The sequence below is a fragment of the Maribacter confluentis genome (genome assembly GCF_030505015.1).
Classification (GTDB): Bacteria; Bacteroidota; Bacteroidia; order Flavobacteriales; family Flavobacteriaceae; genus Maribacter; species Maribacter sedimenticola.
Genome location: NZ_JAUKUC010000001.1, coordinates 1,150,390 through 1,165,695, shown reverse-complemented (window position 1 = coordinate 1,165,695; position 15,306 = coordinate 1,150,390). Strand labels below are relative to the sequence as shown.

General features: G+C 37.7%; 15 protein-coding genes. 13 read left to right on the top strand and 2 right to left on the bottom strand.

Annotation, left to right across the window (positions count from 1 at the left end; translation table 11 throughout):
- Window positions 1-50: 50 nt before the first annotated feature.
- The 7 genes from Q2T41_RS05140 (at window position 51) to Q2T41_RS05110 (ending at window position 8,348) form a co-directional block, all read left to right on the top strand.
- The gene (locus Q2T41_RS05140; RefSeq protein WP_304435195.1) at window positions 51-1,373 is read left to right on the top strand and encodes a hypothetical protein; all 1,323 of its coding nucleotides are present in this window, start codon (window positions 51-53) and stop codon (window positions 1,371-1,373) included.
- 133 nt (window positions 1,374-1,506) lie between these two features.
- Complete coding sequence (locus tag Q2T41_RS05135) at window positions 1,507-1,905, top strand: hypothetical protein (RefSeq protein ID WP_304435194.1); 399 nt, start codon at window positions 1,507-1,509, stop codon at window positions 1,903-1,905.
- A 271-nt stretch (window positions 1,906-2,176) separates the two neighbouring features.
- On the top strand, window positions 2,177-3,004 hold the full coding sequence (locus tag Q2T41_RS05130) for a prephenate dehydratase (protein WP_304435193.1): 828 nt from the start codon (window positions 2,177-2,179) through the stop codon (window positions 3,002-3,004).
- Window positions 3,001-4,146, top strand: a complete 1,146-nt coding sequence (locus Q2T41_RS05125) for a pyridoxal phosphate-dependent aminotransferase (RefSeq protein WP_304435192.1) — start codon at window positions 3,001-3,003, stop codon at window positions 4,144-4,146. The genes Q2T41_RS05130 and Q2T41_RS05125 overlap by 4 nt, the downstream gene beginning before the upstream one ends.
- Window positions 4,147-4,151: 5 nt before the next feature.
- Window positions 4,152-5,018, top strand: a complete 867-nt coding sequence (locus Q2T41_RS05120; protein ID WP_304435191.1) for a prephenate dehydrogenase — start codon at window positions 4,152-4,154, stop codon at window positions 5,016-5,018.
- 5 nt (window positions 5,019-5,023) lie between these two features.
- Window positions 5,024-6,106, top strand: a complete 1,083-nt coding sequence (locus tag Q2T41_RS05115; protein ID WP_089262396.1) for a bifunctional 3-deoxy-7-phosphoheptulonate synthase/chorismate mutase type II — start codon at window positions 5,024-5,026, stop codon at window positions 6,104-6,106.
- Between the two features lie 151 nt (window positions 6,107-6,257).
- Window positions 6,258-8,348, top strand: a complete 2,091-nt coding sequence (locus Q2T41_RS05110; protein WP_304435190.1) for a DUF5723 family protein — start codon at window positions 6,258-6,260, stop codon at window positions 8,346-8,348.
- Window positions 8,349-8,409: 61 nt separating this feature from the next.
- On the opposite strand, the gene Q2T41_RS05105 is transcribed toward Q2T41_RS05110, so the two are convergent.
- Window positions 8,410-8,850, bottom strand: a complete 441-nt coding sequence (locus tag Q2T41_RS05105; protein WP_304435189.1) for a hypothetical protein — start codon at window positions 8,848-8,850, stop codon at window positions 8,410-8,412.
- Window positions 8,851-9,016: 166 nt separating this feature from the next.
- Window positions 9,017-9,829, bottom strand: coding sequence for a hypothetical protein (locus tag Q2T41_RS05100; RefSeq protein WP_089262390.1), 813 nt, complete (start codon window positions 9,827-9,829; stop codon window positions 9,017-9,019).
- A gap of 107 nt (window positions 9,830-9,936) precedes the next feature.
- On the opposite strand from Q2T41_RS05100, the gene rsgA reads away from it, so the two are divergent.
- The 6 genes from rsgA (at window position 9,937) to rlmN (ending at window position 15,204) form a co-directional block, all read left to right on the top strand.
- Complete coding sequence (rsgA, locus tag Q2T41_RS05095; RefSeq protein WP_304435188.1) at window positions 9,937-10,890, top strand: ribosome small subunit-dependent GTPase A; 954 nt, start codon at window positions 9,937-9,939, stop codon at window positions 10,888-10,890.
- A complete protein-coding gene (gene dtd, locus Q2T41_RS05090) occupies window positions 10,887-11,339 on the top strand; it encodes a D-aminoacyl-tRNA deacylase (protein WP_304435187.1) in 453 nt (150 codons plus the stop codon). The genes rsgA and dtd overlap by 4 nt, the downstream gene beginning before the upstream one ends.
- The gene (locus Q2T41_RS05085) at window positions 11,339-11,665 is read left to right on the top strand and encodes a nucleotide pyrophosphohydrolase (RefSeq protein WP_304435186.1); all 327 of its coding nucleotides are present in this window, start codon (window positions 11,339-11,341) and stop codon (window positions 11,663-11,665) included. The genes dtd and Q2T41_RS05085 overlap by 1 nt, the downstream gene beginning before the upstream one ends.
- Window positions 11,666-11,702: 37 nt before the next feature.
- Complete coding sequence (locus tag Q2T41_RS05080; RefSeq protein WP_304435185.1) at window positions 11,703-12,932, top strand: 3-phosphoshikimate 1-carboxyvinyltransferase; 1,230 nt, start codon at window positions 11,703-11,705, stop codon at window positions 12,930-12,932.
- A 79-nt stretch (window positions 12,933-13,011) separates the two neighbouring features.
- Complete coding sequence (gene queA, locus Q2T41_RS05075; RefSeq protein ID WP_089262380.1) at window positions 13,012-14,061, top strand: tRNA preQ1(34) S-adenosylmethionine ribosyltransferase-isomerase QueA; 1,050 nt, start codon at window positions 13,012-13,014, stop codon at window positions 14,059-14,061.
- A gap of 99 nt (window positions 14,062-14,160) precedes the next feature.
- On the top strand, window positions 14,161-15,204 hold the full coding sequence (rlmN, locus tag Q2T41_RS05070) for a dual-specificity RNA methyltransferase RlmN (protein WP_144801888.1): 1,044 nt from the start codon (window positions 14,161-14,163) through the stop codon (window positions 15,202-15,204).
- The last annotated feature ends 102 nt before the right edge of the window (window positions 15,205-15,306 follow it).

Genomic DNA, 15,306 nt, shown 5'->3' with positions numbered 1-15,306 from the left:
AGACTATTAGAAAAGGTATATTAGTCTAATTGAATTTTAAGATGATTTAAATGCACCGACCAACCAATAAAACTACACCTTCAGAACACATGAAAAATGGGAATTGGCTTCAACGTTTAAAGGATGAAAGTTGGGAGGCAGAACTGTTAGTCTCCGCAATTGCCATTTTTGGTACGTTTCAGTTATTTGGGTTGGTAGATTGGGCCACCAATAAATTTATAGATTTATTGCCCGTGGAGCAATATGAATACGGTTATTTTATTTCGTTCATGGGTTTGCTTGCCGTGAGTATTTTGGTTTCCATGTTCATTATTCATTTTTCGTTAAGGGCCTATTGGATCGGATTGGTTGGCCTTAATTCGGTTTTTCCTGATTATAGTATAAAAGATAGTGCATATTCAAAAATCTATACCTCCAAATTATTAAAAGTATTGCCCAGACAAGAAGATACCATACAAAAGGTTGATGAGCTGTGCAGTGTTATTTTTTCCGCTGCATTTACCATTTTGTTAATCTATGCATACATGTCTTTACTGGCCAGTGGTTATATACTTCTGTTTAATTTGTTGTCTTCCTATGTACCGGCTTATGTTCTCTTGATTCCGGCCTTGTTATTGGGAATCTTGGTCATCGTGCAAAGTATATTGACCATTATCGGAAACATAAAAAGGTTCAAGGAAATAGAATGGTTGCAGAACTGGTCTTTCAAAATAGTACGCTTGGCTTCAATGTTATTGTATGGACCGTTATATAAGAACATTTTACAGGTTTCAATGGTGTTCGGTTCCAATTTTAAAAAGAAAAAATGGTTGGTACGTTTGGTGTTGTTGTTTTTTGTATCAGGTATTTGTTTATCCGTAATTAAGATTAAGGATACCAACATATATTATCTTTTGGGCGTAGATAGGTATTATGCCGATCAAATGTATTTAAGTTTTTATGAAAACCAAAGTGCGGATAAATCATTTTTGTTGACACCTCAAATTCAATCGGACTTGATTGAGGGCCAAACTGTTAGGTTGTTTATCCCGGTTTTTCAACAAGAGCGAAATTATCAGGAGTCTACCTGTGGCACCTATGCGGATGATGCAAGTTTATCGCAAAATGATAATACTTTGAGCATACGGGCGTTTTATCTAAAATGTTATGAAAATTACCATACTATAAAGTTAAACGGCGAATTGTTGACAATGAATATTTTGAAAAAGGAACATCCGGTTTCAGGTCAATTTGGTATTGTAACGTATATAGATAAACAATTATTAAAGTCAGGAGAGAATACCATAATGGTCACTAAAACATTAGGCGATGTAAAGGAGTATAATTGGTCTATTCCATTTTACTTTCAGCCCAATACTAGGACAGCTCCTTAATTTTCTGAATTTTTTAAATAATAAATAGATACCTATGAAATTAATTAAGTTCTACCTCTTTTCAATCTTGGTTATATTGGTTTGCTCCAATGTGAAATCACAGGAAATTACAATGTTTCCTACTATGTGGGGCATGGAGTATTACCAGGATGATAAGGAAATTACCAAAGCAGAAGTAAAAAGTATTTTTTCTAAAAATGAAGAGGTATATGCGCATTGGAAAAAGGCGAATACAAAAGATGTGGTTGCAGGTATTGCTTTAGTAGGTGAGTTTGTAGGTGTATTTTGGGCAACATCTGAATTATTGAATGATGATCCATCATTATCCAAACGGGATAAGGCAATTAATGCTGTTGGTCCCATGGCAGGAGGTATAGTTGGGGCTGTAGTGGGGCTTATTTATATGAATAGTGCTAGCAAATCTAGAAGGCGAGCAATCTTAACTTATAACAAACAGCTTGATGATCAAACAACATTTAGAATAGAACCAATTACTAATGGAGCAGGATTTGGTTTAGCATTAAAATGGTAAAAATTGTAGATAATTAACACAAAACCTCGAATATTTGAGATAGAAATTCAAAATTTCAAAAAAATTATAGCTAAAACATCCATTTTTAAATATAATTACTACATTAGCCTCATATTACAAAAGTGATGACAAAAAAATATTTCTGGAACGGTTTTTATTTTTACTTCTTTTTTAAGAGAGGTACGGGACTGTTGTAGTATATTTTAATATAAAATAGAATCTAAGTTCCGATGTACATCGGAACTTTTTTTTTGAATAAAACGTAGGTAAAGTGAGTCTAAGAATAGCCATACAGGGAATAAAGGGTAGCAATCATCATCAGGTAGCAAAGGATTGTTTTGGGGACGATATTGAGTTGGTAGAGTGCCTTTCTTTTGATGTTTTGGTAGACAAATTATTGTCCAATGAAGCGGACCAGGGTGTTATGGCCATTGAAAATTCCATAGCAGGCTCTATAATTCCCAACTATGCGCTGGTAAATCATAATAACTTACATATTATAGGGGAATATTATTTAAATATCCATCATCATCTAATGGTTCTTAAGGGGCAGCGGATAGAGGATATTGAGGAGGTAAGTTCACACCCAATGGCACTGTTGCAATGTAAGGAATATTTTAGGCAATTTCCACACATAAAATTGGTGGAGGATATGGATACCGCAGAAACCGCCAAACGGATTCAGGAACAAAATTTAAAGCAAGTTGCGGCAATTGCGCCAAAGGTAGCGGCGGAATTATATGGGTTGGACATCGTAGCGAGCGACATACAGACCATTAAAAATAATGCCACTCGTTTTATCATTGTAAAGACAAAAAATAAGGTATTGCCAGAGGCCGAAATTTCAAAGGCTTCAGTACGGTTCATAACCGACCATAAAAGGGGTAGTTTGGCCGCAGTGCTTAATGTAATGAGCGATTGCAGATTAAATTTGACAAAAATACAATCGTTGCCGGTCATAGAAACACCATGGAAATATGCCTTTTTCGTGGATGTTACTTTTGCGGAATATGCTGATTTTTCCAAAGCTAAAAGTCTATTGGACATCATGGCGGAAGACTTTAAGGTATTGGGTGAATATAAAAATGTAAGACAATGATACGTACGGCCGAAAGGTTAAATAGCATACAGGAATACTACTTCTCCAAAAAATTAAGAGAAGTACGTGGTTTAATGGCTCAAGGTAGGCCTATAATCAATATGGGTATTGGCAGTCCAGATTTGGTTCCTTCTAAAAAGGTATTGAACGCAATACAGACAGCTGTTACCGAAAATGGTGCGCATCAATATCAAAGTTATCAAGGATTACCGCAATTACGGAACGCTATAGCTCAGTTTTATAAGCAGCGATTTCAAGTTACTGCAGACCCGGACACGGAGATTTTACCGTTAATGGGGTCTAAAGAGGGTATTATGCATATAAGCCTTGCTTTTTTGAACGAAGGAGATGAGGTATTGATTCCCAACCCGGGGTATCCTACCTATACATCGGTTACCAATTTGGTAGGTGCTGTTCCTAAATATTATGACCTTACGGACGAAAACGGTTGGTTCCCAGATTTGGAGGAATTGCAAAAGCAAGATTTGTCCAAGGTAAGGGTTATGTGGCTAAGTTATCCACATATGCCCACAGGAGCTACGGCTACGCGCGACCAGTTTAAAAAAATAGTGGCCTTTGCCAGAAAGAATGATATTCTGTTGGTGAACGACAACCCATATAGTTTTGTGTTGAATTCCGATCCAGCAAGTATCTTGAGTATTGAAAATGCAAAGGATGTATGTTTGGAACTGAATTCCCTAAGTAAGACATTTAATATGGCCGGATGGCGTGTTGGTTTTGTATTGGGTAACGATGAACATATCAACGCAATTTTAAAGGTGAAGAGCAATATGGATTCCGGTATGTTCTACGGTATACAAAAAGGTGCAATTGCCGCTCTGGAAAGTACGGACGATTGGTTTGAGGAATTGAATAATGTTTATGGTAAGCGTAGGGCATTGGTCTTTCAATTAGCAGATACCTTGGGATGTACTTATGACAGAAATGCAGTAGGTATGTTCGTTTGGGCAAAATTGCCACAGGGTAGCAAGTCATCAGAAGAATTTATAGATGATATCCTGTACAAGAAAGATCTGTTCATAACACCTGGGACTATTTTTGGAAGCAAAGGTGAAGGTTATATTCGCTTTTCATTATGTATTTCAGAAGATAAAATAAAAGAAGCAATCGCAAGATTTTAAATGTGATGAATGTATTTGTAATAGGTATCGGTTTAATAGGAGGTTCTTTGGCGAAGGATATAAAGTCGGCATTCGACAATGTTACCGTCTATGGCATAGAATCCAATGAAGCAAATTTAGCTGAGGCATTGTCTTTTGGTATTATAGATAAGGCGGCTACCTATCAAGATTTACAATTGGCAGATATGGTCATTGTAAGTATACCGGTAGATGTTATGGTTACCGAGCTTCCTATTATTTTGGATGCCGTACAAGAAGATTGTGTAGTTTTTGATGTTGGTTCCACTAAATCTTTACTCTGTAAAGTGCTTGAGAATCATCCAAAGAGAAGAAATTTTTTGGCATGCCACCCCATTGCGGGAACGGAGTTTTCGGGTCCGTCCGCAGCAATAAACAATTTGTTTAAGGACAAGACCAATATTATTTGTGAAGTTGAGCTAACCGCTTTTAAGTTACAAGAAAGAGCTTTGAAGGTTTTTCAGGCAATAGGTATGCGTATTAGATATATGAATCCTGTAGCTCATGATAAGCACATAGCTTACGTATCGCATTTGTCGCACATTAGTTCATTTATGTTGGGTAAAACGGTCATCGAGAAAGAAAAGAACGAGCGCGATATTTTTGACATGGCAGGTAGTGGGTTTGAAAGTACGGTACGCTTGGCAAAAAGCTCACCAGCTATGTGGACACCAATATTTAAGCAGAATAAGGACAATGTTGTAGAAACGTTAGAGGAGTATATTCAAAACCTTACGGCATTCAAGGAGCTGTTGCTTAATGATGATTACGAAGGCATTTATAATGAAATGAACAATACCAATAAAATAAAAGGAATTTTAAAAAAGAATACCGTTAAACAAGAAATAGATTAATTAAAATGGAAAATTCAAAACAAATGAGAACATGGTTGGATGATTTAAAACTAGACCATCCACTAGTAATAGCAGGGCCATGTAGTGCGGAAACCGAGGAACAAGTGTTAGGTATAGCACACTCCCTAAAAGATACCGATGTAAACTATTACAGAGCAGGTATATGGAAACCACGTACCCGTCCAGGAAATTTTGAAGGAGTAGGGGCCTTGGGCCTAAAATGGCTTCAAAAAGTAAAGGCCGAAACTGGAATGAAAACCGCTACTGAGGTTGCTAACCGTGCTCATGTAGAGTTGGCTTTGGAACATGATATCGATTTGTTATGGATTGGAGCTCGATCAACGGTAAGTCCGTTCATTATGCAAGAATTGGCAGATGCACTTGAAGGTACAGATAAGATTGTGTTGGTTAAAAATCCGGTAAATCCAGATTTGGCGTTATGGCTAGGTGGTATTGAAAGGTTGCACACCGCAGGTATTAAAAAGTTGGGAGCAATTCATAGAGGTTTCTCTACGTATGAGAAGAGCAAGTATAGGAATATCCCGGAATGGCAGATGGCCATCGAGTTCCAGAATAAATTTCCTGACTTGCCATTGATTAACGATCCATCTCATATTACAGGAAAGAGAGATATGATTTTTGATGTATCCCAAACTGCTTTAGATCTTAATTTTGACGGATTGATGATAGAAACGCATCATGACCCGGATAACGCTTGGAGTGATGCTGCTCAACAGGTTACCCCAGAAAAATTGGTGCAGATCATGAGAGATCTTAAGATCAGGAAGGAAAGTGATCCAGAGGCGGAGTACAACTCACAATTGAGTAATCTAAGGGCTCAAATAGATGTCATAGATAGTCAATTGATAGAAATGTTGGGTAAACGTATGAAAGTATCCGACGGTATTGGCGAACTTAAAAAACAGAAAAACGTAGCCGTTTTACAATCAAATAGATGGAACCAGATTTTAGGCGCCATGATATTAGAGGGTGAAAGCAAAGGGTTGAGCGAGGAATTTGTTTTAAGAATGTTCAAGGCAATTCATCAAGAGTCCATTAACCATCAGGAGAAAATCGTGAACGGTTAGGAAGATAATAAGCGATTTAAAAAGCACCCATTTTCTATGGGTGCTTTTTTTGTGCCATACCTAACATATGTAAGAAAAAGTGGACATAGATTGCAATATGGATATATGTGGGGCGTTAGGGGTGTATCCAACCAATAAAAAGAGATAAAGTATGAAAAGAGTAGTTGTGGCAATCATTTTTGTTATGGTAACACTAACCGCTAAGGCCCAATCATATGTAGGGTTTCTAACCGATAATTACAGCGGTGTGCATGGGGTAATAGCCAACCCGGCCAATATTGCCGATTCTAGATTTAAGACCGACATAAATTTAATTGGGGCAAGTGGTTTTTTTGCCAATGATTACGTTGGTGTAGGTTTTTCAGAACTTACCGGCAGTGATTTTGAGTTTGATACGGATGCCAATCTTTATCTGACGGATAATAATAACTTTTCAGGTAATATAGATATAATGGGACCTTCATTTATGTTCAATGTTGGTAAAACATCTTCCATGGCCATTTATACAAGGGCCAGGACCATACTTACCGGTAATGAATTTAATGGGGAAAGTATAGATGATTTGGATGACAGTATTGATGAGAGCCAGGACTTTATGGTCAACGAGGGAGATTTTTATATGTCAGGAAATAGCTGGGCAGAAATTGGCCTTACCTATGCCCAAGTCTTGATGAACAATGAACAGCATTTTTTAAAGGGGGGACTTTCCCTAAAATATTTACAAGGTTTTGGAAATGCCTATGTTACCGGTAAAAATGTAACTATAGACTATGATGCAGATGGTGCCACTTTACCTGATAGTTCAACTAGTGGTACATTGGAATCTACGGGGGACTTATACTATGGTAGATCGGGAGATTATGACGATGATGATTATGATTACGAAGTACCGGATGCCAATGGTTTTGGGTTTGATCTAGGTGTTGTATATGAATGGAGGCCAGATTATGGCAAATATGTGGTTAAGGGTACGGATGGTAAAACATCGGTCATGAAGAACAAAAACAAATACAAATTAAAGCTAGGCCTTTCCCTTACGGATATAGGTGCGGTAAAATATAAGGGCGGTTTAATTGATAACTACAATATCAATAATACCATTACACAGGAGGATTACGATAATATTGAGGATTCTGAAGATTTACAGAACCTATATACCTTTGTACAATCTAATGCGGATATTAATGCTAAATTGCCAACCGCATTGCACTTAAATGTAGATTGGAACATCAAGAACCATTTTTATTTGAACTTAAATACAGATTTAACCTTACGTTCATCAGGTGAAAATACAATGCGTACTGTTAATTTGGTTTCATTGACCCCGCGTTTTGAAAGTAAATGGTTTAGTTTTTATGTACCTATAAGTGGGTACCAGTATAGTGGATTGCAGATTGGTGCGGGCTTACGTGCGGGTCCGTTATATCTTGGCTCGGGTTCTATTATCTCTACTTTTACGAGAAGTGAAATTAAAGGGGCTGATGTTTATGCCGGATTAAAGATACCGGTATACTACGGTCAGCCTAAAGATTCTGACGGTGATGGTATTCCAAATAAAGAAGACGGTTGCCCAAAAAAGGCAGGACCAATAGAAAATAATGGTTGCCCATGGGGAGATACGGACGGTGATTCGGTATTGGATAATGAGGATCAATGTCCAGATGAGGCCGGTCCTGTAGAAAACAATGGTTGCCCTTGGGTAGATACTGATGGAGATACCTTGTTGGATAATGAAGATCAGTGTGTAGATGTAGCCGGACCTGTAGAGAATAACGGATGTCCTTGGCCAGATAGTGATGGTGATTCAGTTTTTGATAAAGATGATGATTGTCCTAATGAGATAGGAACTGTAGCCAATAACGGTTGTCCGGAGCCTGTTGTTACGGAAGAGGTTCAAAAATCGTTGAACGCCTATGCAAAAACCATTTTGTTTACTACCGGTAAATCTACCCTTAAAGACGAATCTACGCCGGTTTTGGTAGATATCATATCTATTCTGAACGAGTACCCGAACGCTAAATTTACCGTAGAGGGCCATACGGACAGTATAGGTTCAGTTGTTACAAATCAAAAATTATCTGAGCAAAGAGCACAGGCTGTCTTACAATTTTTGGTAAAAGGCGGCATATCACCTTCTAGGTTAACAGCTATAGGGTATGGGGAAAGTAAGCCGATTGCTACCAATATGTATAAAGACGGTAGACAGAAAAATAGACGTGTTGAGATTAACTTGGCACAGTAGATATAAAAAAGTTAGTATTAAAAAAGCCCGGTTTTACCGGGCTTTTTTATGTGTAATAGTTCTATCTTTTAAAGATATATCGGGTAATGAAAATACCTTGTCCATCGGTATTACCAGCATCGGCCTCTACACCACTGGTTACAAAAACCAGTTCCCAGCCATTTTGTGCCATATCACTCAATTTGGAAGAAATAAGCACATCGTTTGCCGCAATGTTCTGAAAGCGAATACCTGCTACATTATAAAAATTAAGCAATTTGGTCTCTTCAAAATCCTTTACACGTATATCTCCACGTTTAGATTTATTGCGCGTATTATTTTCTTCGGTCTGTTCGGAAGAGAACTCCTTATAGTCCCGGTCAGCATTGGCGTCAATTATTCTTGATCTACCTAAACCACTGGGTACTATAGATTCTACACTGGTAATAACCTTGTATTCTTGGGCGGTCATAGTGGTAATTGCGATTAAGGCAATAAAGCAGGATAACATAATTTTTTTCATGATGATGGTTTTTTTATTTCACTAAAGTTTATAGGATGAAATTAAAAGGTATAATGTAGAAAGCAAAGAATTACATTAACTTATAAAAGTTCTATCTGAAAAACTGCGGATAAAAAAAGTCCCGATACAAAAAGCATCGGGACTACATTTAAATATATGTTTTAAACTATTGAATGGAGAAATCGAACACAGACTGGTTTTCCCTGCCTTGTGGTACTTGGCCTTGGTAAATAAAGCAATACTCACCTGGTTCTAAGGTATCTGGTGTAACCTTGAACTTATTGCCTTCAATTTCTTCTATGGAAAAATTAAGAGCATATTTTGGGTCAATACCGCTACTACTGGTAATCCAGCTGCTTTTACCTGTAACGACCTCCCTTAAGTTCTTTTTCTCCTTAACGGTAAGTTTTACCAAAACAAATTCGTTAGGGTTACTAGCCATTCTAAACCACCAGTTGAAAATACCGGCATCACTACCTTGGTTGTTCTGCATATTATCAACTTCTGTTACGCTTGGGTCAAAGATAAATGTAAATTCAGGTTGACTTTGACGAATAACATTGTTGGATTGGGTTTTAGGTAGTTGCGCCTTTTGTTTGGAGTTGATCAAACCAGATACTAATTTTTGTGCAACGGCATTTGAGTTTGATCCAGAGAAAACACTTGGCTGTACCAATTTATCCTCCCCATTTGCATCCGTATAATAAATACCTGTCTTTGATTTCGTGTTTTGTTTTGACTTGTCCATGATCAACGAAAGAATTTCAGAGGAAACCCCGGCATTTTTCATTTCGCCAAGTGCGGATATAGAAGCATCGAACTTAACGTCAGAGGTGTTTATTTTGTCAATGATCATATAATCATCGAAACCCAATTCTACCATTTGTATAACGGATTCATTGGTTATGGTTTCTTGGGCAAAACCTATAGAGGTTAGCAGTAAAAAAGCATAAAGGATAAAATTTTTGATAGTTTTCATTTTAAAGTAATTGGTTAATATTTAATGTTCTAGGTTGAAATTCAAATTTATGGTATTTTTTGCATTGAAAGCAGTTACTTTGTACAAATGGAAGGTATTTTGGATAAATGGTAGGAATTGTTTATAAATCTACAGGTAGTTGGTACACCGTTAAGACAGATAATGGTGATTTCTATGATTGTAGGATAAAAGGAAAGTTTAGGATTAAGGGCATAAAAAGCACCAATCCGGTAGCGGTTGGTGATGTAGTTCATTTTCAAGTGGAGACCATAGGTGATGATACCATTGGTATAATCCATGAAATTGAAGAGCGTAAAAATTACATTATCCGTAAATCTGTTAACCTGTCCAAACAGACCCACATAATTGCGGCCAATTTGGACCAGGTATTTCTTTTGGTAACGCTGAACAACCCGCCTACATATCCGGTATTTATAGACCGGTTTTTAATCACTGCAGAGGCCTATGAAATTCCCGTAATTTTATTGTTCAATAAAGTAGATACCTATACGCCGGAAGAATTGGACGAAATAAAATTTTTAGCAGCCCTGTATAGAAAAATTGGGTATATCTGCATTGGTATTTCGGCTACCACGGGTAAAAATGTTGAAAAGGTAAAGGAAATGATGGTTGGTAAAACTTCAATGTTTTCAGGTCATTCCGGTGTAGGTAAGTCCACATTGGTAAATGCAATAGAGCCTACTTTGGATATCAAGACCAAAAAAATATCCGAACAACATTTACAGGGACAGCACACTACTACGTTTGCAGAAATGTTCGATTTAAGTTTCAATGCCCGCATCATAGATACTCCCGGTATAAAAGGTTTTGGAATCGTAGATATGGAAAAGGAAGAGATTGGAGATTATTTTCCTGAATTTTTCAAGTTAAAACAAGACTGTAAGTTCAACAACTGTATACATGTAGATGAACCAAAATGTGCAGTAAAGAGCGCTTTGGAAAACGGGGAAATTGCATGGAGCAGATATAATAGCTATCTGCAGATGATCAAAGGGGAGGATGAAAATTATAGGGTAGATATACACGACGATAAAAAATGAGGGCAGTAATACAACGTGTTGCAAAAGCAAGTGTAACGGTCAATGGTAAAAGAATAAGTTCAATTAATGGGGGACTCATGATTTTGTTGGGTATTGAGACTGAGGATTCCCAAGATGATATAGAATGGCTAACGAACAAGATTGTGAACCTTCGTATTTTTAATGATGAAGATGGAGTAATGAACACTTCATTGTCCACTACTAATGGTGATGCTATAGTGGTAAGTCAGTTTACTTTACATGCAAGCACAAAAAAAGGCAATAGACCTTCCTATATTAAAGCGGCAAGACCTGAAATTGCAATTCCTTTGTACGAATCATTTATTGAAAGTATGGAAGATAAATTGGGAAAAACCATTGGTACCGGAGAATTTGGAGCGGATATGAAGGTAGAATTGTTGAATGATGGTCCGGTGACAATAATTATTGATACAAAAGATAAGGAATAATGAACATTGAAAACGCACAAAAAGCAGTTGATGACTGGATCAAGGAACATGGTGTTCGTTATTTTAACGAGCTAACGAACATGGCTCAGTTGACTGAGGAAGTGGGTGAGGTAGCTAGAATTATAGCAAGGCGGTATGGTGAACAGAGTGAAAAGGAGTCAGATAAAGGAAAGGATTTGGGAGAAGAACTGGCAGATGTTCTCTTTGTGGTACTCTGTTTGGCAAATCAGACCAATATTAATTTACAACAAGCTTTTGATAAAAAGTTAGATTTAAAAACAAAGCGTGATCATGAGCGTCATCACGCCAATAAAAAGTTGAAATAGGCGTATATTTGTTGCTCTATTTTTAAAAAGATACGCATTGAAACTTCACCTTACAGGTCCGGCAAACCATCAAATAAAAGAAGCTATAACGATTACGGGTTCAAAGAGTGAATCTAATCGCAGTTTATTGTTGTCCGCATTGTTTCCAAATATTGAAATAACCAATTTGTCCAATTCTGATGATGCACAGGTAATGGCAAAGGGGCTGCAGATTTCCCAGGGTACGGTAGATATACATCATGCCGGTACGGCAATGCGGTTTTTAACCGGTTATTTTTCTGCTCAAGAAGGAAAAGAAGTGGTGTTGACGGGGTCCAAAAGAATGACGGAAAGGCCAATTAAAATTTTAGTGGATGCGTTAAAATCCTTGGGTGCGGAGATAAGTTATGTGCAGGATGAAGGATATCCTCCCATTAAAATAAAAGGACAAAACCTTGTCAAGGATAAAGTAAGTCTTCCTGCAGATGTAAGCAGCCAATATATCTCCTCCCTATTATTGATTGCCCCAAGTTTGGGTAACGGACTTGAATTAGAGTTGGTTGGTAAAATTACTTCAGTTCCATATATTAAAATGACTTTGGCCTTGTTAGAGGAAATAGGGGTGGAGACCTCGTTCAAAGGCAATGTGATCAACGTTTTTCCAAAGAATGAAATAGCACCGGTTACGTTGGTGGTAGAATCGGATTGGAGTTCGGCTTCCTACTATTACGGCATTTGCGCATTGGCTGCACCAGGGACCGAAATAACCCTATCCGCCTATAAACAACAAAGTTTACAAGGAGACAGTGTACTGGCTGAAATTTATACCTCCTTTGGTGTGGAAACTACCTTTGGCGATAACAAGATTATCTTAAAAAAGACGGATAAGGAAGTAGACATGGAAAATATATTTGATCTGGCCAACGCCCCGGATATTGCACAGACCATTGCGGTAACCTGTTTTGGTTTGGGCGTAGGTTGTCATTTAACGGGCTTACATACGCTTAAAATCAAGGAAACGGATCGCTTGGAAGCTTTACATACGGAGCTGACCAAATTAGGGGCCAATATTTCCGTAACCGATAAGGAATTAGATATTGTTCCATCTATAGGAATTCTTGAAAATATTGCCATAGATACGTACAACGATCATAGAATGGCTATGGCCTTTGCTCCTTTGGCCATGAAAACGACACTTAAAGTAAACGATGCAGAAGTAGTTTCCAAGTCATATCCAGATTTTTGGAACGACCTAAAGAAACTGGGTTTTGATATAAAGGAATTATAATTAAGGATTTACTTGACAAGGCCTATCTGCAGATTGTATATTTGCAGCCGCAATTTGCTACACTTAATAAAATAGCTACATGAAATTATCAAATTTTAATTTTGAGCTTCCAAAAGAATTATTGGCGGAGCATCCATCGGAAAATAGAGATGAGTCTAGATTAATGGTCATTCATAGGGATACCGGCAAGATAGAACATAGAATGTTCAAGGACATGATCGACTATTTTGATGAAGGAGATGTTATGGTCCTTAACAATACAAAGGTTTTTCCTGCAAGATTATATGGTAACAAGGAAAAAACGGGAGCCCGTATAGAGGTGTTTCTTTTACGTGAATTGAACGAAGAACAACGCCTTTGGGATGTATTGGTTGATCCTGCGCGTAAAATACGTATTGGAAACAAACTTTATTTTGGTGATGACGAAACATTGGTTGCAGAGGTAATTGACAATACCACCTCTAGAGGAAGGACATTACGTTTTCTTTATGATGGTGCCTATCTTGATTTTAGGAGGAAGCTAAGGGAACTTGGAGAAACTCCGTTGCCAAAATACATAAAGAGAGAGGTAGAACCGGAAGATGAAAATCGTTACCAGACCATTTATGCAAAGCATGAAGGTGCTGTTGCCGCTCCTACGGCAGGTTTACATTTCTCCAAGCATTTATTAAAGCGTTTGGAAATAAAAGGTGTGGATTTTGCAGAACTTACGTTGCATGTTGGTTTGGGTACCTTTAACCCGGTAGAGGTAGAAGACCTTTCCAAGCATAAAATGGATAGCGAGGAAATGTTCATTGATGAAAAAGCAGCAGAGATCGTAAATAATGCCAAAGCTAAAAAAAGACGTATTTGTGCAGTAGGTACAACGGCAATGAGAGGTCTAGAAAGTGCGGTATCCTCTAAGCAAACCTTGAATACGTATGAGGGGTGGACGAACAAATTTATTTTTCCACCGTATGATTTTAGCATAGCAAATGCAATGATCACCAATTTTCATTTACCGAAATCTACCTTATTGATGATGGTATCCGCTTTTATGGGTCATGATTTGATGAACAAAGCTTATAAGGAAGCCATTTTGGAAAGCTATAAGTTCTATTCTTATGGTGACGCCATGTTGATATTATAAGAAATTAGATTTCTCTCTTAGAAAAAACAATACATCCCGCTTTATCTGCATGTGCAGAAAGCGGGATTTTTATCATTAGTAATACCTACCTTTAAAGTAATGGAAGAAATAAGAAAAAAAGATATCCGGGCACTAACGCGTGAGCAGCTTAGGGAATTCTTTGTTTCTAATGGGGACAAGGCTTTTAGAGGTAATCAGGTATATGAATGGTTGTGGCAAAAGGCCGCGTACTCTTTTGATGTAATGACCAACCTCTCTAAGGACACCAGAGAAATGCTTGAGGCTAATTTTGTCATCAACCATATTAAAGTGGATCAAATGCAACGCAGTAGTGATGGTACCATAAAGAATGCGGTACGCCTACATGATGATTTGATCGTAGAATCGGTATTGATTCCAACAAAGACGCGGACCACGGCATGCGTATCTAGCCAAGTTGGGTGCAGTTTAGATTGTAGGTTCTGTGCTACGGCACGGTTAAAACGTATGCGAAACCTTAATCCTGACGAAATTTATGATCAGGTTGTCGCTATTGACAATGAAAGCCGATTATATTTCGACAGGCCGTTAAGCAATATTGTATTTATGGGTATGGGCGAACCTTTAATGAATTATAACAACGTGCTAAAGGCCATAGATAAGATAACCTCGTCAGACGGGTTGGGAATGTCGCCTAAACGAATAACCGTTTCTACATCCGGTGTGCCCAAATTGATTAAAAAAATGGCAGATGATGAGGTGAAATTTAAACTAGCTGTTTCTCTGCACTCGGCAATAGATGAGATTAGAACTTCTATTATGCCCTTCAATGCTAAGTTCACCTTGGCAGATTTAAGGGAATCGTTACAATATTGGTATCAAAAAACAAGAAGTCGTATTACTTATGAATATGTAGTATGGGACGGAATCAATGATACTCAAAAAGACGTAGATGCGTTAGTGGAATTTTGCCGTTTTGCACCTTCTAAAGTAAATCTTATAGAATATAACCCTATTGATGATGGGGAATTTAAACAAGCTTCTGGTGCGGCAATAGATCGTTATGTACGTTCTTTGGAACAAAATAACATTGTGGTGACCGTCCGTCGCTCACGTGGTAAGGATATAGATGCGGCATGCGGGCAATTGGCCAATAAGAGTTAGGAAAAGAACTAAGGAAGAAGTATTAAGCATATAGCGGGTAGTGTAGGATCGGTAAAGAATAATAGTGGGCGGTAGTGAACTATTGTAGTAAAACTTGTAGTT

Bases quoted from the DNA above. Each gene is read 5' to 3' on its own strand.
- Q2T41_RS05140 (WP_304435195.1), top strand. From the start codon at position 51: ATGCACCGACCAACCAATAAAACTACACCTTCAGAACACATGAAAAAT.
- Q2T41_RS05135 (WP_304435194.1), top strand. From the start codon at position 1,507: ATGGAGTATTACCAGGATGATAAGGAAATTACCAAAGCAGAAGTAAAA.
- Q2T41_RS05125 (WP_304435192.1), top strand. From the start codon at position 3,001: ATGATACGTACGGCCGAAAGGTTAAATAGCATACAGGAATACTACTTC.
- Q2T41_RS05120 (WP_304435191.1), top strand. From the start codon at position 4,152: ATGAATGTATTTGTAATAGGTATCGGTTTAATAGGAGGTTCTTTGGCG.
- Q2T41_RS05115 (WP_089262396.1), top strand. From the start codon at position 5,024: ATGGAAAATTCAAAACAAATGAGAACATGGTTGGATGATTTAAAACTA.
- Q2T41_RS05110 (WP_304435190.1), top strand. From the start codon at position 6,258: ATGAAAAGAGTAGTTGTGGCAATCATTTTTGTTATGGTAACACTAACC.
- Q2T41_RS05105 (WP_304435189.1), bottom strand. From the start codon at position 8,850: ATGAAAAAAATTATGTTATCCTGCTTTATTGCCTTAATCGCAATTACC.
- Q2T41_RS05100 (WP_089262390.1), bottom strand. From the start codon at position 9,829: ATGAAAACTATCAAAAATTTTATCCTTTATGCTTTTTTACTGCTAACC.
- rsgA (WP_304435188.1), top strand. From the start codon at position 9,937: ATGGTAGGAATTGTTTATAAATCTACAGGTAGTTGGTACACCGTTAAG.
- dtd (WP_304435187.1), top strand. From the start codon at position 10,887: ATGAGGGCAGTAATACAACGTGTTGCAAAAGCAAGTGTAACGGTCAAT.
- Q2T41_RS05085 (WP_304435186.1), top strand. From the start codon at position 11,339: ATGAACATTGAAAACGCACAAAAAGCAGTTGATGACTGGATCAAGGAA.
- queA (WP_089262380.1), top strand. From the start codon at position 13,012: ATGAAATTATCAAATTTTAATTTTGAGCTTCCAAAAGAATTATTGGCG.
- rlmN (WP_144801888.1), top strand. From the start codon at position 14,161: ATGGAAGAAATAAGAAAAAAAGATATCCGGGCACTAACGCGTGAGCAG.